Source organism: Kouleothrix sp. (assembly GCF_046328425.1).
Lineage (GTDB): Bacteria > Chloroflexota > Chloroflexia > Chloroflexales > Roseiflexaceae > Kouleothrix.
Genome location: NZ_JAXLWP010000016.1, coordinates 111,082 through 130,455 on the forward strand (window position 1 = coordinate 111,082; position 19,374 = coordinate 130,455).

The window sequence follows — 19,374 nt, forward strand, 5'->3', positions numbered from 1 at the left end:
ACTATACGCGGCCAGCGTTAACCAGGCGTTTAGGCCCAACCAGTATGCTAATCGAACGATCGGGGAAAAACACAAGCGGAGAGCATTATTACGCTGAGTCGGTATCGCGAAACTTTGGACTCCAGCCGCCGTGCTGCTGTACTCGAACCAAGAAAATAGCATCAATTAACGATCTCTTAGCGGTGCGCTGCTATTGTGTCCGATCAAGTGGATCTCCCACTACGCAAGGTTATTATGCGACGACGGGCCGTCACCATGTCCGGCGCGCTGCTGGTTCGCGCGTCCATCCCGATGCGCCGGCCGTGCGCGCAGCAGGGCGGTGGCGATAGCATAGCTGTTACGCAGCAGTTTACCCTGTTCAATAGCAAGACAGACAAGGTCAACCAGAGCCTCACGCAGCTGATCGCCGGCACCACTCAGCTCAATACCAAGAGCGACCAGGCCAACCAGGCCAACCAGGGCATCACACAGCTGATCACCGGCACTAATCAGCTGAACACCAAGGCCGAGCAGTTCAACGGCAAGACCGATCTGGTCAACCTGCAGCTGACGCAGCTGATCACCAAAACCGACCAGTTGATCGAGCAGCTGACTGGGGTTGCCAAGCAGACCGAGCGGATCGCCACCCGGCTGGAGATGCGCACGGTCACCGGGGTCGGCTACTTCGAGGTTCCGGTTGTGCCCGACCGCGCGGTGGTGCACTAGACATCAAAACCGCAGGTCCAGCGCTCGATGCGGCCGTGACCGCAAATCAGCAGGCCGTCGACGCCATGAAGGGACGCATTGGCGACCCGACGGTGAGCGTGGCCGATTCGCAGATCGCCCCGCTGCTCGGCGACGACCGCGTGATCGAGGGGTATCGTGTCCTGACGCCGCTGCTTGTGACGATCGACAACCCGAATGGCGAGGGCGCCGGTATGCTGGCGATGATTGTGGGCCTGGGTGGCAACAGCTTCGGCGCGATCACCTAACAGCGCCAGCGAAGCGGCCACCACGGAGGCGCAAGAGCGGGCGCGCGCCAAGGCGTTCGACCTGGCCAAGCAGCACGCCCAGATCTACGCGGCTAAGGCTGGCGACACACTGGAGCCTATCCAGTCGATCAGCGAGGATGTCAACTCGCGCACATACCGCCAGCTGCCGCTGCCGGGCCAGCCGACCGAGCAGGTGGTTACCGCCAAGGTCAGCGTGGTGTATAAGCTGGTGGGGCCGTAGGGTTGATCCATGGTGAGGAGGTAGCTATGCCGTCTAGCAAGCGAACACGCAACAATGGCAAAACAAATGCGAAGCAACAGTTACCACAGCCTGCTGACCATATTATGGACATGGGAGTGCAACAAGACTACACAGCCACTAACATTCAACAAGTTGGGATAGACCCGAGTACGTTAACACCGCGTGATGTAATACATCTCCAGCGCACAATCGGGAATCGTGCGGTCAATCAGATATTATCTGGATCTTTACCACGATTGGATCAACATCCTTCTCAGTCAAATCTCCCCAGAATGGTGCAGCGAGAACAGATTAAGCTGGATAATGGGAAAAAGATCGAAACAAAAGAATTGACAAGAGCAGATCTGATCCAGCTCAGGTTAGCAAATCCAAAGGCGGCATATAAAATCACTTCCGCACTTAATAGATATGATTACAAACGTTCATTAGGCGATCTCCTATTGAACCAAGCAATTGGTGGAAATATTGATAAATATCTTGCTGGTAAAGATCGAGCAAGATTAGCCCAGGTTAACAAAGAACTTTCACAGGCTTACAAGGCTATAGTCGTTCACCTAAAAGTCACACCTGAGGTACTTGAGAAGATAGGGAAAAATCTACAAGCAGGTGAACCGCCGATGCGCCCAGAACTAGGAATGGCAGGATTGACGTGGACAACAGCTCGGGGTAATCCTTATCCTGGAATTGGGTCGGAGAAAACTGAAGATGTCAATTTATCAGTATATAAAAGGTATCCCGAAGGTATCAGGATTATTTCGTCTCGCGATTTGGAAAAAATCTTTGAAACGGCAAGGACGAGTATAACCCTAGAAACTATTTTGCATGATGCACAACAAGAAGCTCGTTCGAATTGGGAAAAAGCAACACTCGATAATCTGTCCACTCCTGAGAAGAAGCGCTATGATAGTTTAAAAAGGAACGGGACCTCTCACGAGGAAGCATTACAGACAATAAGTGATAATCGGAGAGATAATGCACAGAGGGCGGCAGGGAAAATGAATGTCGAAACAATGCCTGGTAAATGGAAAGATCAGACAGAAGAAAAAGAAGGAGGTAGAGTAGCCAAGCCATCTGACGCATACATAGAGAAAAAGATGTGGTTTATGGTCGCTGATCGAGTAAAAGCGACCCCTGAACATGCTGCATTTGTGGATTTTCAGAATAGTCGTTTTTCAAAGTATCCTAATAAGAAATATAGAGGTATCGAATATAAGGGATTTTATAGGAATGGCCGATTTCTTCTAGTTGCTGATCGTGATGCAATGCTGCTTCGGCTAGATGCTATACCACTAGCTCTAGCACCAACACCAGAACTGGCCGCAAATTCCGAACCAAAACAAAAGGTAACTCTGCCACCTAGCCAGGGAATCCTAGAAGCAGCTCTCAAGTTACTTTTGCTAAACAGAATTCGAAGTGAGTTGGATGGAGGAAAGGCACCTAATAAGATAGAGGAAGATCTAAAGAAGGACGCTATACCTCAAGAAGTAGCTATTGCATTAATTTGTCAAGTGTTGGAGGAACGGGGACAAAGGGAGGCATAAGAGAAAGATGCTTGATCATCACGAGTATTCAACGGACGAGCCGAGCCGTTGGTTCACTGAGGCATTGTGGAGTGAACACTGTCTTCACGATGTTTCAGATACCTGCGCACGTTTTCCTGGCGCATCTCTGCCAGCAAGCATGGATGCGCATATCGGCGTTCACCTTCCAGACGGCGATCCTGTGCACAGTAGGTAATCAAATAGCTTGCAGGTCGTCGGCCAAGCAGGATCGCAACCTGCTACTTCTTTTCGCGTTGCCTCGCTATATGCGATCAAAGCAGTGGCAGGTAGCGGGCCATCCAGTCGATCAGCGAGGATGTGAACTCGCGCACGTGCTGCCAACTGTTGCCGGCTGCCGACCGAGTAGGTTGTTACGGCCGAGGTGAGCGTAATATTCGAGCTGGTGGGGCCGCAGCACAGCATAAAGGAGAAGGTTATGCCAAATCCTCATAAGACACATGCACTAGGACGGGAAACCAACAGCGAGAAAGGGAGACTGTCCGATTCGCATCTTGCTCGAGACAAAGACCCACACTTAGCGGCAGCTGAATCTGGTATTGCTGGGCGGCTTGCCATAAATATTCCTTCTACGGTGAGGCGACTGACAGATATATTGGCACTCCAGCGAGTAGTCGCCAATCGGGTTGTTCAACGGATGATACCCGTACCCGTGCAAAAACTCCAACCATTAGGCGGTTCAGCAGTGGCCCGACTGCTGGTGGATAAACACGGTTTGCTACGGAGGGATGTAACCGCAAATAAGTACATATCTAATAAACAAGCGATAATGGATGCAGTAGCAGCTTACCAACTAGATCTCCAGCGCCATATCATACCCATACTCAATCTTATATTTAATAGCATTAGATTTGATCTTCTCGACTATATTACCCTAGATACTGAAATAGACTTACCAATGTTCAGCGATTACGAGGATGTACATGGGGCAATCGATACATTCATAGAGGATGTTAACGAGGCCATCGGTGAAGCACTCCCAAGACCGGAAGCTCGCGTTGACGACGAAGACGAATAACACACGAGACTAACGTTAATTGAAGGTTTAGGCGCGCGCGACGTTGATCGGTATAGCCATTTGGCGCGGGGTTCTCGCGACTTTGGCGTCCACACGGCCCGGCAGCGGTAGCGCTGCTTATCGTTCGACGCCCGACCATTGCGCACAAGCTGATCACTTCCACAGTGGATGCAGGTCACCGCCACCATCCGGTTTATCCTTTACAGATATTGCTTGACCACCTTCGACGAGGATACTATATCCTCCGGGATTTAGCCACTACCGCGTTCGGCCTCGGCCTGCTTGCGCTGTTGTGAGCGACACAAGCAGCGAACCGCTTGTGGGTGTACGGGCTTTCCAGGCTCAGGCGCCATAGCCCGCGGCCGTCGGGACGCGTACATCGGATTCGCACCACAGTCGTAGCGACAATTGTCGTTATCTGGCCGCCGATGCTGCCGGTTGCGCCGCGGCAGCGTTCCTGCGTTGCGCCAGCGGCTCGGAGGCGCGTAGCAGATTGGACTGGAGCTGCTGGCGCAGGCCTGGTAAGATGCTGGTGTAGATAACCGTGCTGATCAGATCGAGCGCGAGCTCATAGTTATTCGGCTGCGGGCAAATCAGCAGCCGGCTTTCGAGGCAGCTCGCCAGGCTGTCGGCCGCCAGGCGGTGATCCTCAAAATACGCATCAATCAGCTCGGCATCCAGGCGCGGCGTAGCGAGCGAAGCGATCTGCAAGATTCGCTGCGCGGCTGGCTGCAAGCGCTCGAACCGCTCCAGTATCATCGCCTGCACTCCGCAAGGCACATTCAGCCGGCGCTCCTGCCCGGCGGCAAGCTCCGCCGCCCAGTCGCCGGCAAGCTCCCAGCCGCGCTCGACCCGTCGCACCAGCCCGTGCGCCGCGAGCGTATCGACTAGCTGGCTGAGAAAGAACGGGTTGCCGCCCGCGTGACGACTCAGGTATGTCGCTAGCTGGCGCGCCTGCCGCCTGGAGGCCCCGGCACACGCGCACGCGATTGCTTCGATCGCCGCATCCGGCAGCGGCCCAAGCTGCAGCAGCGACAGGCGGTCTTCGCGGCCCAGCATATGCCGCAGCATCCGCAGCGGGTGGCTGCTGGCCAGCTCCTCGGGCCGGTAGGCGCCCAGGATCCACACATGCGAGCCGCGCAGGTGATAGATCAGGTAGCGCAGCAAGTCCACGGTCGGGCGGTCGCACCAGTGCAGATCGTCGAGAAAGAAGATCAGCGCGCGCCCTTGCCGCTGCGCGCTGTCGCCGATCGCCTGCACCAGGCGTGTGACAGCCTCAAACAACCGCCAGCGCGCGGTCTCGTCGCCGGCAGCCGGCAGCTCGCGCTCCCGCGCCGCAGTCTCATGAAGCTCCGGCAGCAGCCTGGCCAGCTCGGACAGCCAGACCTCGGGCAGGGCATGGAGATTGGCGACGGCGATTGGGAGCGCCTGCTGCAGAAGATCGGCGATCGGCTGGTAGGGCACGCCGTCGCAGAATTCATAGCAGCGCGCCTGCAGCACGATCGCGCTCTCGCTGCGCGCGTGCTGCAGCATCTCCTCGGCCAGCCGGGTCTTGCCGATCCCGGCCTCGCCCTCGATCAGCGCGATTGCCTTAGCACTGGTGTGTGCCGACTTCCACTCGTGCAGCAGCCAGGCGTGCTCGTCGCCGCGGCCGGCGAACGGGAGCGGCAGCAGCTGCGGGGCCTCCGCAGCCGGCGCGCCCAGATCAGCCGCCCGGATGCGCTCGTAGAGCTGGGTCGTCTCCTCCAGCGGCTCGATGCCCAGCTCGGCGGCGAGGATGCGCCGGCAGGTTTCATACTGCGCTAGGGCCGCGCCGCGCTGCCCACTGAACGCCAGCAACAGCATCAGCTGGCGGTGAGCCTCTTCGCGCCAGGGGTCGAGCGCGAGCAGCTGCATGGCATACGCGATCCCCCGCTTATACGCGCCCTGCTCGGTCGCGTAGATCGTCAGCGCGTGCAGGGCCTGCAGCGCAGCCTGGCGCAGCTGCTCGCGCTGCAGCAGCGCCCAGGCCTCGAATTCCGGCGCGCCGTCGACGCTGAAACCCTCGAGAAACTCGCCGCAATACAGCGCGACGGCCTCGCGCACCAACGTCTCCGCGGTCGCGCCCGGCGACGGCTCAAGCTGGCCTAGCGCGGCCTGAAAGACCTCGACATCCAGCCAGTATGGCGCGGCTCGGTTGAAGGCCAGCGTGTCGCGCCCGGCCAGCAAATGGTTAGGGAAGAGTTGGCGCAGGTTACACAGGGTGACGCGAAGATTAGCCCGCGCGTTGCTGTCGGGCATCTCGCCCCAGAACAGCGCGGCGAGCGACTCGCGCGAGTGGGGTCGGCCGGTCACTGCGAGGTAGTAGAGCAGCGCCTGGGCTTTGCTAGAGATGAATCCGGACACCGCCAATCCATCGTGGGCGATGCTGGGCAGACCCAGCAAGGCCAAGCGGAGCTCTTCGGCCACAACTACCTCCCGGTGAAGGTTACGGTACCCACAGCTGGCGTGCGCCCCCGGCGGCTCCTAAACGTTTTCCTAACGCTCGGTATGCTATGCTGTGTCGGTAAACTGCAAGAACTAACGGGCCTAGGGGCTGTCGCCACAGCTCTCAATGCAGCCAGTGTATATGGCACGTGCGATGGCCCATCTTGCGATTAGCCGAGCGAAATTCATGGCACATCGCGATCGTCGGCCACACTATCATGTCTACCTGCTGCGCCTGTGGCGCGAGGCAGGCGCGCGCCACGATGGAAGCAGACTCTGGCGCTTCAGCCTCGAAAGCCCGAACGCGCGCGAGCGCTTCGGTTTCACCTCCATCGCCGCGCTGGCCGATTTCCTGGACCGTGCTGTTAGCGCGCTGGACTCTACGAACGGCACAGCTGAGGCGCCCGGTCCGGCGCAAGAAGAGCCGCGCGGCGAGCCTGAGTGATACCAACGGCTGCCACGGCTGCTTCAAGCCCGTAGTCGCAGCGAAATTTTGAGCCTCACGTTCCCTTTGGTGAATGGTAGTTAGAGTACACGCCTACTGTTCGCAAAGTGTTCGGAAACTCTTCGGAGGGCGACCGCAGCTCGCTGTTTTCTCCACTCGTGTGGTAGCTATTGTTGCCTCTGCAGAGCAGACGCTTGTAGCGCTGATACCAAATTCGCTTGATTACTGACACTTTGGTGGGGGTTTGGGGGCGGTTTCGCCGCCCCCATTTTCGTATTGTGTTGCACGACGTGCAAAGCCACGTCGTGCAACACAATCTATACGTGATCAAGCGAACAGCGTATAATACCAAATCCGGCTGATCGCTTGGATTATGGTGGGGGTTCGGGGGCGGCTTCGCCGCACAAGAAAACACAAGTAATCAAACGGAGTTGGTATAACTCGTGTCAACATAACTCTCAAGCACAAAAAATCAGGTACAGTGCCAGCTGCACTGTACCTGATTAGAATGCTTGGTGAGCCGCGTAGGACTCGAACCTACAACCCGCTGATTAAGAGTCAGCTGCTCTACCAATTGAGCTAGCGGCCCGTCTCACAACGCGGCGGATTATAGCATAGGCCCAGGATCTTTGCAAGTGAGCTAGGCGCCGTCGTTCTCTTGCTGAAGCAGCGCGCTGATGCGCTCGAACGTGTCGTCGCGCTCGCGCGGGCGGGCGGCGGCGATCTCTTCGGCGGCGCGGCGCGCGGCGTCGGCCACCGTTGCGCCCCAGCTGGTGTGGCTGGTGTCGCTGGCGGCCAGCGCCTCGAGCGGCGCGACCGCGTCGGCGATGTGCAGGTGGCCGAGCGCGCTGCACGCGGCGTAGCGCACGTCGGGCGAGGGGTGCAGCATCGCAGTGAGCAGCGGATGAAACGCGCGCGGATCGCCGATCTTGCCAAGCGCGCTGGCGGCGCGGTGTGCCACGTGCGGGTCGCTGTCGGCCAGGCCGTGAAACAGCTGGTTGAGCGCGCGGCCCTCGCCGATCACGCCAAGCACGCGTATCGCCTCGATCCGCGCGGCCGAGTCCGGGCCATCGGCTAGCGCCAGCAGCGGCTCGATGGCCGGCTGCCCGATGACGCCAAGCGACCAGGCCGCGCGCATGCGCACGTCGCGCTCGGGGTGGGCCAGCAGCTTCACCAGTGGCGCTACCGCCGGCTCGCCGAGCATGCCCAACGCGAATGCCGCCTGCGCGCGCTCAAACTCGTCGTCGTCCTGCAGGTCGTTGATCAGCTGCGCGACCATCTCGGGTGTGCGATTCATCGCTGCCTCCTTGACGCGAGTTTCGGCTTTCCCGAAAGGTATGTGGCCCTAGCCCGCGCGTGTTTCGAGCCCGAGCACCTCGGCCACGCCGCGAATGCGCGTGCGCAGCAGCCCGTAGGCCACGCTGCTGTCGAGCGCGCAGTTGCGTGGCCTGCGCGTGCCGCTGGCGGCGCTCAGCCCGCCGCGCAGTCGCGCGGGGTCGTGGCCGTAGGCCCTGGCCACCGCCTGCGCGAAGCTGTAGCGGCTCTGCACGTCGGGGCCGGCGATGTGCAGCCGCCCGGCGCGATCGCCTGCGGCCAGCTCGACCAGCGCCGCCGCCAGGTCGCCCACCGCCACCGGGCAGCGCAGCTCGTCGGTGAAAAACGCGATGTCGGCGCGCTCGGCCAGCGCCTCGAGAACCAGGCGCTCGTGCTGGCCCGGCAGGGCGCCGCCATAGATCAGCGAGGTGCGCACCACCAGCGCTCCCGGCGCCAGCCGCTCGACGGCGCGCTCGGCTGCGGCCTTTGCCTCGCCGTAGGGCGTAATCGGGCTTGGGTCGTCGGCTTCGCTGTAGCGCTGGCCCGGCGGCAGATTGCCGTCGAACAGCGCGTCGCTCGACATATGGATCAGGCGCGTGCCGGCGGCGCTCGCCGCGAGCGCTACGTGCTCGGCGCCCTGCGCGGTGATCGGCCATAGGTCGGGGCCGCTCAGCCGGTACGCGGTGTGGATGGCCACGTCGGGCCGCAGAGCGGCGAACAGCCGCGCGGTCGCGTCGGCATCGCGTACGTCGAGCTGGTGCCAGGCGATGCCGGCGCGCGCGGGCTGGCGGCTGAAGAATGTTGCGGCTACCTGCCAGCCGGCCGCCGACGCGCGATCGGCCAGCGCTTCGCCGAGGTACCCCGAGCCGCCAGTGATCAGTAAGCGTTTCATGAGGATGCCGATACTATTCGCCGCCGGCCAGCCGCTCGAGTGCGCTGCGCGCGGCAGCCTGGGCCGCCGACTGCTTGCTGGGGCCGATCCCGGTGCCAAGCTGCTGGTCGCCGGCCAGCACTTCGATCGTATACTCGCGCCGTGGGTCTTGCCCGGTTTCGGCGAGCACGCGGTAGCGCGGCGTAATATTGCGCTCGGCCTGAATGCGCTGCTGCAGCTGGCTTTTGTAGTCGAGCGCCAGCCCGTTCATCTCGATCTGGTCGAGCTGCGGCTCCAGAAACCGCCCGGCGAATTCGGTCGCGGCGTCGATGCCGCCGTCGAGGTACACAGCGGCCAGCAGCGCCTCGAACATGTCGGCGAGCAGCCCGTCGCGCGCGCGCGCGCCGCCCTGATCTTCGCCCTTGCTGAGGCGAATATACGTGCCCAGGCTGATCGCGCGCGCGAAGCTCGCCAGCGTGGTAGTTTTCACCAGCGCCGAGCGCAGCGCCGTCAGGCCGCCCTCGCCGCGCTCGGGGTAGCGCTCGAACAGCAGCGTCGCGCTCAGGTAGTTCAGAATCGCGTCGCCGAGGAACTCAAGCCGCTCGTTGTCGATCAGGCCGGCGCCCTGGTCGGGGTGCTCGTGCAGAAACGAGCGGTGCATCAGCGCGCTCTGCAGCAGCCGAGGATCGCGAAAGTATAGCCCGATCTGCTCTTGTAGTCGGTCGAGTGAAGGCATAAACGTTCTGAGTTTTGAGCTACGGCATCAAGCACTCAAAGCCCAAAACTACTCGGCGTGGCGCCGGAACACCAGCGACACATTATGGCCGCCGAAGCCAAACGAGTTGCTGATGGCCACATTGATCGCGGCCGGGCGCGCGGCGTTCGGCACATAGTCGAGGTCGCACTCTGGGTCGGGCGTGCGCAGGTTGATCGTCGGCGGCAGGATGCCATTCTGCAGCGCCAGCACGGTGATCACCGCCTCGATCGAGCCTGCGGCGCCGATCAGGTGGCCGAGCTGCGATTTGCTTGAGCTGACCGGCACCTGGTAGGCGCGCTCGCCCAGCAGCGTCTTGATCGCCTGGGTCTCGGCGATGTCGCCGGCCAGCGTGCTGGTGCCGTGGGCGTTGATGTAGTCGACGTCGCCGGGCGCGAGGCCGGCGTGCTTGAGCGCCAGCCGCATGGCCCGCAGCGCGCCCGCGCCGCCAGCGCACGGCTGCGTGATGTGGAAGGCGTCGGACGACGCGCCATAGCCGACAACCTCGGCCAGAATGCGCGCGCCGCGCGCCTGGGCGTGCTCAAGATCCTCGAGCAGCAGCAGCGCGCAGCCCTCGGAAAGCACAAAGCCGTCGCGCGTAATGTCGAACGGGCGCGAGGCCGTGGCCGGCTCGGCGTTGTTCGTCGAGATCGCGCGGGCGCTCACGAACGCGGCGATGCCGATCGGCGTAATTGGCGCCTCGCTGCCGCCGGCGATGATCGCCTTGGCCCAGCCGCGCCGGATCGTCTCGACCGCCTCGCCGATCGCGTGCGCCGCAGTGGCGCATGCCGATGTCGGGCAGAAGCTGGGGCCCTGCAGGCCGAACTGGATCGACACCTGGCCCGCCGCCATGTTCGTGATCATGGCCGGCACCAGAAACGGGCTGACGCGGCCAGGCCCTTTGTCGCGCAGGGTGTGCAGCCCGTCGGCGAATGTCTCGATCCCGCCGATGCCGCTGCCGATGATCACGCCAATGTCTTCGGCGTTCTCGGGGGTGATCGTTAGCTCGGCCGAGGCCAGCGCCTCGTGCGTGGCGGCGATCGCGAAGTGGATGAACCGGTCGTTGCGGCGCACCTCTTTGCGATCCATATACTTCTGGGCGTCGAAGCCCTTGACCTCGCCGGCAATGCGCGACTCAAGCGCGCTGGCGTCGCAAAGCGTCACCGGGCCTACGCCGCTGCGCGCTTCTTTGACTCCCTGCCATAGCGTTGGCACATCCAGCCCCAACGGGCTCACCGCGCCCATGCCGGTTACCACGACACGCCGTTCCATCGGCCTGGCCTCCTCGATAGTGCGTTTGCGTTCGGGCAATTATAGCAGATCTGCGAGGAGTTTCATCCTAGCTTGAGGCGCTGGCGCGCCACGCGCGCGCCGGCTAGGGCTTCGTTGAGGTCGGGGTTGAGCTTGAGCGCGGCCTCGAACGACAGCAGCGCCTCTTTCACGCGCCCGAGCTCGAGCTGGCACTGCCCGTAGTGCACCCACGTCTCGGCCGAGCGCGGGTCGAGCTTCAGCGCCTCGGCGTAGGTGTCGTAGGCGCGCTTGTAGCGCTCCTCGCGGCGCAGCGAGTCGCCGAGCAGCTGCCAGGCCAGCGAGTCGAGCTTGTCGTACTCGATCGCCTTCTCGAAGCACTCCTGGGCCTCGCGCGGCAGGCCCATCTTGTCGATCAGCTGGCCGCGGGCGCGCCACAGGTACGGCGCCTTCGGCGTGTACGAAAGCCCCTGGTCGAACGATTCCATGGCCTTGGGCAGCAGCAGCATGGCGGTGTAGATCTCGCCGCAGACGCTGTAGAGCTGGCCGAACTCGTCGCGGCGCACGGCGCGGCGCAGGCCCTCTTGCGCGTCTTGCAGGGCCTCGTTGTACTGCCAGAGCCTGAGGCGCGCGCGGGCCATGTTCAGCCAGCACTCGGCCGGGTCGGGGTCGAGCGCGGCGGCCTGGCGGAAGCTGCTGAGCGCCTCGCTGTACTCGCCCATGTCCATGTGCGCCTGCCCGCGCTCGAGGCAGCGGTCGCGCGCGGCGGTGTCTTGCTCGGGCCAGGTTTTGCTGTAGTGGCTGCCGAACAGGCTCAGGCGCAGCGCCTGCAGCTCGTCCTCGATCTCGGCAAAGCTCTGCGGCCGGTCGGCCGGGCGTTTCGCCAGGCAGCGCAGCACGATCTGCGCCGCCTCGGGCGCCAGGCTCCCGCTGAGCTGCCGCGGGTCGGGCGGGCTGGTGCTGCGGTGCATGCGGATCACCGACTCGTCGCGCTTGGCGTCGAAGGGCAGCCGCCCGGTGAAGAACTCGTACAGCATCACGCCAAAGGCGTAGATGTCCGTCCAGATCCCGACGAAGTTGGTGTCGTCGAACAGCTCGGGGGCCATGTAGGGCAGCGTGCCGGCCACCACATCCTTGGCGGCGGCGGTGCGCACGCGCAGCGTCGGGCGCTGGCGGGCGCGGTCGCGCGCGGCCCACTGCAGCACGTTCGGCATCACGCGCGCCAGCCCGAAGTCGGTAACCTTGGCCTGGCCGTCGAGCGTCACCATGATATTGTCGGGCTTGAGGTCGCGGTGCAGAATGCCGACCTGCTCGACGGCGTGGGTCATGCCGCGGCAGATCTGGACGGCGTAGTCGAGCGCCTCGCGCATCTCGAGGTGGCCGATCAGGGTGCGCAGCGGCCCGCCGTGCACGTATTCCGCGATCACGTGCGGCTTGCCCATGAAGGTGCGCAGGTCGTAGGCGCGCACGATGTTTGGGTGGCCGCCGATCCGCATCCACAGCTCGGCCTCGGTCTTGAAGCGATTGATCGCCTCTTCATCCCACAGAAATTTGTTCTGGAAGGTTTTGAGCACCACCTGGCGGCGGCGCTGGCGGTCGTAGGCAATGTAGACGATGCCCATGTAGCCGCGGCGTGTCTTTTCGATCTCGTAGCGCTGCTCGACAACATCGCCCACGCTGAACTCGCGCCCGAGCTGCGCGCCTGGGACGAGCTGCTTTTTGCCGAACATGCGCCGAAACATGGCCTGCCTCCGGCTTGCGGTTTACGGAAGGGGTTGTATCATACCACACTGCGGCGGCTGGCCGGCGGCGGGCGCTGGGCCTCCGGCCGTTCGCGGCTCACTGCCCGCCGTCGCGCATGAAGTACACCGTCTGCGCGTCGCGGTAGCGCTCGTGCCAGCCGCCTGCGATGCGGATGGCGTCGATCAGCGGCGACTGCTGCTTGACGCTCAGCAGCAGCCCGTCGATGCCGTATTTCGCCAGCAGCGCGCCGACGTTGTTGCCCTGGCCGAGGTTGATGTAGTCGCGCCACTGCTCGAACGGGTACAGCTCGATGCGCGTATCGACGAACACTGGCTGCTCGGGCGCGGCCCAGATCAGGTACGAGCCGTACGCCTCGCTGTGAAACAGGTGGCGCGGGCGCTCGGGCTGGGCGCGCAGAAACGCCACCGCCGCAACTGGCGTGTCTTCGGCCAGCAGCGCGCCCACCGGCGGCGGCAGGCCCAGCGCGGGCTTGACCCACGGCAGCGCCAGGATCACCAGCAGCCCTAGCATGCCGATCAGTGTGCCGTTCAGCAGCGGCGACCCCGCGCTGCTCGCCCGGCCGCGCTCGCCCAGCAGCCCGGCGGCCTGCGAGATCAGCAGCGGCGTGGCGACCATGCCGAACCACACGACGTTGCGGCTCGCGCCGAGCGCCAGCCACAGAAACGCGCCGAACAGCAGCATGTCGGCCAAGGCCGGGCGGCGCGAGTAGGCCAGCACCGCGCCGCACAGCAAGACGAACAGGAAGAAGATCGTGCCCTCGAGGTCGCGCGTGGTCGGCGGCGCCCACTCGGTCACCAGCGTGGTGACCGCGCTGCTGCCGAGCAGGTTGCGCACATACGCCAGCACGCCCAGGCCGCGCGGGTTCAGCAGCACGGCGGCGCCGGTGAGCGCGCCCCACAGCGCCAGAGGGCCAAGAGCCGAGAACCGCGGCCGGGGAGCAAAGCTGGCGCCGGCTGTTGATTCTTGGCTCTCGGCTCGGCCTACGGCCATGCTCGCAAATGTAACCGCAACCAGGGCCAGGCCGAGCACAAACGTGCCGTGGATGTTCACCCACAGCGCCATGATCGGCGGCAGCAGCCACAGGCGCCGGCCGAGCCCGAGGCGGTACTCGGTCAGGATCAGCAGAAAGGCCGCAAACAGCGGCAGCGCGTAGCTCTGCGGCCGCACGATCCAGTTGGTGAACGAGAGCGGCAGCGTGGTGAGCAGCAGCAGCCCGACGCTCAGGCGCGGCCGGCCAGTGCGGCGTATGCACAGCCGCAGCAGCAGGCCGTAGGCCAGCGTGATCACCAGCGCTTGCACCAGCAGGATCAGCGGGATGCCGCCAAGCTGGTACAGCGCGTACATCAGCAGCTGGGCCAGCCAGCCCTGGTTGAAGAACGGCTGGCCGGCGCGAGTGTACGAGAAGCTGTCGAGCACCGGGATGGCGCCGCTGGTCGCGATGATCCGGCCTGTGGCCAGGTGCCACCAAAAATCATTCGGCGGGATGGGCGTCAGCAGCGGGCGCAGCGCGATCAGCAGCAGCGCCGCCGCGAGCCACACGTGGTCGAGCGTGATGCCGGCGCCGCGCCGCGCTGCCTGGCTTGTCCGAATTGAGTGGTTCAACCAGCGTTCCAGTTCGTTGCCCCGCGGGCGTAGGGGCGCAATGTTACGCCTGTTAGCGGCACATACACCGGCGAGCTGTTGCCCCGCGGGCGTAGGGGCGCAATAGATCGCGCCGGTAGCGCGCTGCTCGTGGTATTTCAAAAAAAGTTAGGACCTACGCAGTTGGCGGGCTCAACCTTCGGCAGAGCGGTACCTGATTCTCCGTAGGTGTCCATTTTCCGCGCTCTGCGCGGATGGACACAACGATGGCTGAGTACCATGCTGCCGCAGGCAAAAGCGCCCGATTGAAGGAGCCGAACAAGGCAAATGCGTAAGTCATTAAAAGTATAGCATACCTGATTGTTGCGATACGGCAGCGAGATGTACGCGGTTGCGTAGGAACAGCACGCGGGCGCTGCGAGCCGGGCGCGGGCGTGATGCGAACCAGGCGCCCGGTGGTATAATAGCGCCGGCTCACCCGAGCGGCCCATGCTGGAGCATCCACGCGGCGATGCCTGTGCGTACTCTCACAAGCGCCCGCTGGCTTTCCGGCGGTGGTGCGCTTGTTTTCGTAGAACAGAATGAGGGTGCTGCATGCGTGCGATAATCGCCGGGGCTGGCCCGGCCGGCTTCGCGACGGCGAAATGGTTGAACGACCGTGGCTACGAGGTAGTGCTGCTCGAAAAGCGTGCCGTGCCGGGCGGCAAGGTATCGGCCTGGCGCGACGCCGACGGCGACTGGGTCGAGAGCGGGCTGCACGCGTTTTTTGGGGCCTACCATAACCTGCTGAACTTTCTGGCCGAGTGCGGCCTGGAGGATAGCTTCGACTGGAAGCCGGCCGAGATGGTGTTCATCTCGCCGGGCCACCGGCTGGCGCCGATCCGCTTCGTGCCGGGGCTGCCGGCGCCGCTCAACGGCCTGGCCGGCGTGGCGATCAGCCCGCTGATGACCACCGGCGACAAGCTGCGCATGGCGCTTGGGCTTCTGCGGCCGATCTTTGGGTCGCAGGCGTATATCGACGCCCAGGACGACCAGACCTACGCCGCATGGCACCTGCGCCACGGCATGGGCCAGCGCACGCTCGACGACGTGATGCACACCATGGCGCTGGCGCTCAACTTCCAGCGCGCCGACCAGGTTTCGGCCAAGCTGGTGCTCACCGCGCTGCTGCATTTCGCTCAGGAAACCAACGCGCCCAAGATGGGCCTGGTGAAGGGCTCGCCGCACGATCGCCTGTGGGCGCCGCTCACCCGGCTGCTCGAGGGCCGCGGCGCGCGCGTGCTGATCGGCCGCGCGGTCGAGCGCATTACCTACGACGCGCTCGAGAACCGCGTGAGCGGCTTTGTGCTCGACGACGGCAGCACGATCGAGGGCGATATCTACATCTCGGCCATGCCGGTGCACAACCTGCGCAAGCGCCTGCCGCCGGCTATGCGGCAGTTCCCCGAGCTTGGCAACCTGAGCTACCTGAAAGGCCAGCCGGTGGTGACGGCGGTGCTGTTCTTCGACCGGATGGTGACCGAGGTGAACAACCTGATGTTCAGCGCCGGCACCCGGCTCAGCGTCTACGCCGACCTGCCGCGCGTCTCGCCCGACTACCACACCGGCCGCGGGTCGATCGTCGAGCTGGTGGTGGCGCCGGCCGGCGAGCTGATTGGCGCGCCCGACGACGAGCTGCTGGCGGCGGTGCTGGCCGACTTCTACCAGCTGCACCCGGCCGCGCGCCAGGCCACCCTGCTCAAGCACCACCTGGTGCGCATCCCCAACTCGGTCTACTCGGCACGGCCCGGCGTCGATCGCTACCGGCCCGACCAGGCCACGCCCGTGCCGAATTTCTTCCTGGCTGGCGACTACACGCGCCAGGAGTTCATGGCCTCGATCGAGGGCGCGATCCGCAGCGCGCGGCGCGTGGTCGAGCGCGTCGACCAGTTTGCCGCCGCGCAGCAGCTCTCGGTCGCATCCTGACGCGCGGGTTTGCCGCCAATCGGAAGGTTGAATGCATGCTGCCTACAGACTCGGTTATCCACAATCGCTACCGGCTGATTTATACCGTCGATGAGCGCCCCGGCTACACGCTGAGCCGCGTGCGCGACGAGCAGACCAACCGGCTGATGCTCATGGCCGCGCTCGCGCCCGCGCCCGACGAGCGCGAGGATCTGCAGCTGCTGGTGCGCCAGGTTGCGACAGTGCGCCAGGAGATGATTCTGGCGGTGCTCGACCACTTCGCCGAGGGCGATCGCTACTACGTCGTGTGCGAGGATGTAAGCGGCCAGGATCTCGAGCGTACGCTGCGCGCGCGCGGCGAGCCGTTCGCCGAGGCCGATACACTGGTGCAGGCGCGCAAGCTGCTCGACGCGCTCGAGCAGCTGCACAGCCAGAAGCCGGCGCTGTTTGTGGGCGACCCGCTGGCCACCGATGTGCTAATCGACGACCGCGGCGCCTGGCACCTGGTGCCGTTCACGCTGATCCGCCCGATCGCGCACGCGCCCTCGCCCTACCGCGCGCCCGAGCTCGATCTGCCCGACGCCGAGCCTGCGCCGGCCGGCGACCTGTACTCGCTCACCGCGCTGCTGTACCACGCGCTCACCGGCTGGGCCCCGCCAACCACCGCGCAGCGCCAGGCCGGCGCGCCGCTGAATGGCCCGCGCTCGCTCAACTCGCGGATCTCGACGCTGACCGAGCAGGTGCTGCTGCGCGGCTTGCAGCTCAAGCCCGAGAACCGCTACCAGCTGCCGCGCGAGATGCGCATGTCGATCGACATGGTGCAGATGATGGGCGGGCGCTCGCTGGGGATTGGCCCGGACATCGCGCCTGCGGCTGCCGCCGCGCCACCGCCGCTGCTCGTGCCGCCGACGCCCAGCGAGCGCCCGCCCGCGCCGCCTCAGCCGGCCTACGCCCCGGCCTACCCGCCGCCGATCACTGGCGCCACCACGCCGCTGGCCGAGCCGCCCTACCCCACCGGTATTGGTGCGGCGCCCGCGCCGCGCCGCAGCATGCGCACCGGCTGCCTGGTGGCGGTGGCGCTCGCGCTCGCGCTCGCGGCAATTGCCGTCTGCGCCGCGCTGGCCTGGTTTGTTCCCGGCAGCCCGCTGCCGCGCCTGTTCGGCCAGGCACCCGCGCCGGCCGGCGCGGCGCCCGCCCCCGCGATAGCCGCCACGCCGGAGGTGCCGGCCGCCGCAACCGCCGCCGCGCCGCAGCCCACGCTCGCGCCGGCCAACCTGGGGCCACGCGCGATCACGCTGCAGAACGCCGCGCAGATCACCAGCACCAGCAGCTTCACTAACCCCGAAATCGGGCCGGTGGCGTTCTCGCCCGACGGCACCACGCTGGCGGTTGGCGTCAGCTCGGTCATCCAGCTGCGCAACGCCGCCACGCTCGAGCCATTTAGCCCGCCGCGCCAGCTCCAAGGCCACACCGGCCGCCTGTTCACGCTGGCCTACTCGCCCGACGGCACGCTGCTGGCCTCGGGCGCAATCGACGAGAATGCAGTTCGCATCTGGAGCACTGCCGACGGCCGCCAGGTGCGCATGCTGGCCGATCACCGCGGCTGGGTGCGCGCTGTCGCGTTCTCGCCCGACGGCACACTGCTGGCCTCGGGCAGCTTCGACCATACCGTCAAGCTGTGGAATGTCGACACCGGCGCGCTTTTGCACACGCTCAGCGGCCACAGCGACTTTATCAGCACGGTCGCGTTCTCGCCCGATAGCGCGCGCCTGGCCACCAGCTCGGCCGACGGCAAGGTGCTGCTGTGGGACGTGGCCAGCGGCAGCCAGCTGAGCAGCTTTGCCTTTGAGCCGGCGCCAAACCTGGCCACCGGCGCGCCGCTGTGGGCCACCGGGCTGGCCTTCTCGGGCGATGGCAAAATTTTGGCGATTGGCTCGGAAGATGGCTCGATCGTGCTGGTGGACGCGGCTACCGGCAAAGGCGCGCGCGCGCTTATGGGCCACACCGGCATTGTGGTAAGCCGCGGCTTGCTGTTCGCGCCCGACGGGAAGACGCTCGCCAGCGCAAGCTTCGACGGCAGCATCCGGCTGTGGGATACGACCAGCGCCACCGAAACGGCCGAGCTGCGCGAGCATGGCCTGCGCGTGCTCGCGCTGGCGTTCAGCCCCGACGGCACGCACCTGGCCTCGACCAGCGACCAGGGTGGCCAGCTAGTGCTGTGGGACGTAGCGGGCCGCAGCGCCGAGCGCAGCTTGCAGATCGGCCAGGGGCTGATCACCGCGCTGCAGTTCTCGCCCGACGGCACTACCCTCGGCGTGGTGGGCTACAATGGCATTAGCCGGCTGCACCTGCTGGAGCAGCAGCGCTACCGCGTGCTTCCTGGCTCGCCGGCCGCCGTCAACTCGCTGGCGTTTCTGTCGGACAGCCGGCTGGCCTCGATTTCCGACGAAGGCACGGTGACGCTGCTCGATCTGAAGAGCGGCAGCAGCCAGGCCCTGCCTGGCCTCGCCGGGCGCGCGCTGAACATCGCCGCCTCGGCCGATGGCCGCGTGCTGGTGGCGGGCAGCAGCAGCGGCGCGATCGGCCGCTGGGATGGCGCCAGCGCCCGCCCTCAGCCCGAGCTGCGCAGCGGCCTTGGCGCGATCTACGCGCTGGCGCTCAGCCCCGACGGCGCACTGCTGGCGGCCGGCGGCCCACCCGACGACCCGCGCGTCGAGATCTGGGACGTGGCGGCCGGCAAGCTGCTGCAGACGCTCAGCGGCTCCGACACGGCGATCGCCAGCATGGCCTTCCAGCCGCGCGGCGGCCGCCTGGCGATTGCTACGCTCGATGGCAAGCTGACGCTCTGGGACGCCCGCGCCGGCACGCTCGGCACCACCATCCAGGCGCCGCGCCAGGGCGGCCGCTTCTCGGCGCTGGCGTTCTCGCCCGACGGCACGCTGCTGATGACCGGCTCGCCCGCCAGCGATGTGGCATTCTGGGATGCCCAGAGCGGCGCGGCGGCCGGGGCGCTGCCCGCCTTCGATCTGAATCGCAATGGCGTGTACGCTGCCGCGTTCAGCCCCGACGGCCAGCGCCTGGCGGTGGGCCTGGGCGACCAGAGTGTGCAGATATTTGAGCTTGGCGCCGGCCGCTAAGGCACGTGCAGCAGCTATTCGCAAAAGGGATGCCCGAGGG

General features: G+C 64.8%; 16 protein-coding genes and 1 tRNA gene. 8 read left to right on the forward strand and 9 right to left on the reverse strand.

Features of this window, described 5'->3' with window-relative positions; genetic code table 11:
• The first annotated feature begins 234 nt into the window (after positions 1–234).
• The 5 genes from U0177_RS16125 to U0177_RS16145 all read left to right on the forward strand — a co-directional run bounded on the left by U0177_RS16125 (position 235) and on the right by U0177_RS16145 (position 3,810).
• Complete coding sequence (locus U0177_RS16125) at positions 235–705, forward strand: hypothetical protein (protein WP_409571675.1); 471 nt, start codon at positions 235–237, stop codon at positions 703–705.
• Positions 706–740: 35 nt separating this feature from the next.
• Complete coding sequence (locus U0177_RS16130; protein WP_409571676.1) at positions 741–971, forward strand: hypothetical protein; 231 nt, start codon at positions 741–743, stop codon at positions 969–971.
• Complete coding sequence (locus U0177_RS16135; protein ID WP_409571677.1) at positions 943–1,212, forward strand: SIMPL domain-containing protein; 270 nt, start codon at positions 943–945, stop codon at positions 1,210–1,212. Before U0177_RS16130 ends, U0177_RS16135 begins: the two co-directional genes overlap by 29 nt.
• A gap of 26 nt (positions 1,213–1,238) precedes the next feature.
• The gene (locus U0177_RS16140) at positions 1,239–2,774 is read left to right on the forward strand and encodes a hypothetical protein (RefSeq protein ID WP_409571678.1); all 1,536 of its coding nucleotides are present in this window, start codon (positions 1,239–1,241) and stop codon (positions 2,772–2,774) included.
• Positions 2,775–3,210: 436 nt separating this feature from the next.
• Entirely contained in the window at positions 3,211–3,810 is a 600-nt protein-coding gene (locus tag U0177_RS16145) for a hypothetical protein (protein WP_409571733.1), read from the forward strand.
• Here U0177_RS16145 and U0177_RS16150 read toward each other — a convergent pair.
• Positions 3,702–3,998: a transposase gene (locus U0177_RS16150; protein ID WP_409571679.1), complete on the reverse strand. Its 297-nt coding sequence runs from the start codon at positions 3,996–3,998 to the stop codon at positions 3,702–3,704. The two genes, U0177_RS16145 and U0177_RS16150, sit on opposite strands and share 109 nt — an antisense overlap.
• Positions 3,999–4,224: 226 nt before the next feature.
• Complete coding sequence (locus U0177_RS16155) at positions 4,225–6,258, reverse strand: BTAD domain-containing putative transcriptional regulator (protein ID WP_409571680.1); 2,034 nt, start codon at positions 6,256–6,258, stop codon at positions 4,225–4,227.
• Between the two features lie 160 nt (positions 6,259–6,418).
• On the opposite strand from U0177_RS16155, the gene U0177_RS16160 reads away from it, so the two are divergent.
• Entirely contained in the window at positions 6,419–6,721 is a 303-nt protein-coding gene (locus tag U0177_RS16160; RefSeq protein ID WP_409571681.1) for a hypothetical protein, read from the forward strand.
• A gap of 513 nt (positions 6,722–7,234) precedes the next feature.
• Here the strand turns inward: U0177_RS16160 and U0177_RS16165 are convergent.
• The 7 genes from U0177_RS16165 to U0177_RS16195 form a co-directional block, all read right to left on the reverse strand.
• Positions 7,235–7,310: transfer RNA gene (locus U0177_RS16165), tRNA-Lys, on the reverse strand.
• A gap of 51 nt (positions 7,311–7,361) precedes the next feature.
• The gene (locus U0177_RS16170; RefSeq protein ID WP_409571682.1) at positions 7,362–8,018 is read right to left on the reverse strand and encodes a HEAT repeat domain-containing protein; all 657 of its coding nucleotides are present in this window, start codon (positions 8,016–8,018) and stop codon (positions 7,362–7,364) included.
• A gap of 48 nt (positions 8,019–8,066) precedes the next feature.
• On the reverse strand, positions 8,067–8,927 hold the full coding sequence (locus U0177_RS16175; RefSeq protein WP_409571683.1) for an SDR family oxidoreductase: 861 nt from the start codon (positions 8,925–8,927) through the stop codon (positions 8,067–8,069).
• 13 nt (positions 8,928–8,940) lie between these two features.
• A complete protein-coding gene (gene rnc, locus U0177_RS16180) occupies positions 8,941–9,642 on the reverse strand; it encodes a ribonuclease III (protein ID WP_409571684.1) in 702 nt (233 codons plus the stop codon).
• A 48-nt stretch (positions 9,643–9,690) separates the two neighbouring features.
• Positions 9,691–10,932, reverse strand: coding sequence for a beta-ketoacyl-ACP synthase II (gene fabF / locus U0177_RS16185; RefSeq protein WP_409571685.1), 1,242 nt, complete (start codon positions 10,930–10,932; stop codon positions 9,691–9,693).
• A 62-nt stretch (positions 10,933–10,994) separates the two neighbouring features.
• Entirely contained in the window at positions 10,995–12,650 is a 1,656-nt protein-coding gene (locus U0177_RS16190; RefSeq protein ID WP_409571686.1) for a protein kinase domain-containing protein, read from the reverse strand.
• A gap of 97 nt (positions 12,651–12,747) precedes the next feature.
• Positions 12,748–14,274 (reverse strand): hypothetical protein, encoded by a 1,527-nt coding sequence (locus tag U0177_RS16195; RefSeq protein ID WP_409571687.1) that lies wholly within the window; start codon positions 14,272–14,274, stop codon positions 12,748–12,750.
• 573 nt (positions 14,275–14,847) lie between these two features.
• Here U0177_RS16195 and U0177_RS16200 point away from each other — a divergent pair.
• A complete protein-coding gene (locus tag U0177_RS16200) occupies positions 14,848–16,218 on the forward strand; it encodes an FAD-dependent oxidoreductase (RefSeq protein ID WP_409571688.1) in 1,371 nt (456 codons plus the stop codon).
• Positions 16,219–16,253: 35 nt separating this feature from the next.
• A complete protein-coding gene (locus U0177_RS16205) occupies positions 16,254–19,334 on the forward strand; it encodes a protein kinase family protein (RefSeq protein ID WP_409571689.1) in 3,081 nt (1,026 codons plus the stop codon).
• Positions 19,335–19,374 lie beyond the last annotated feature (40 nt).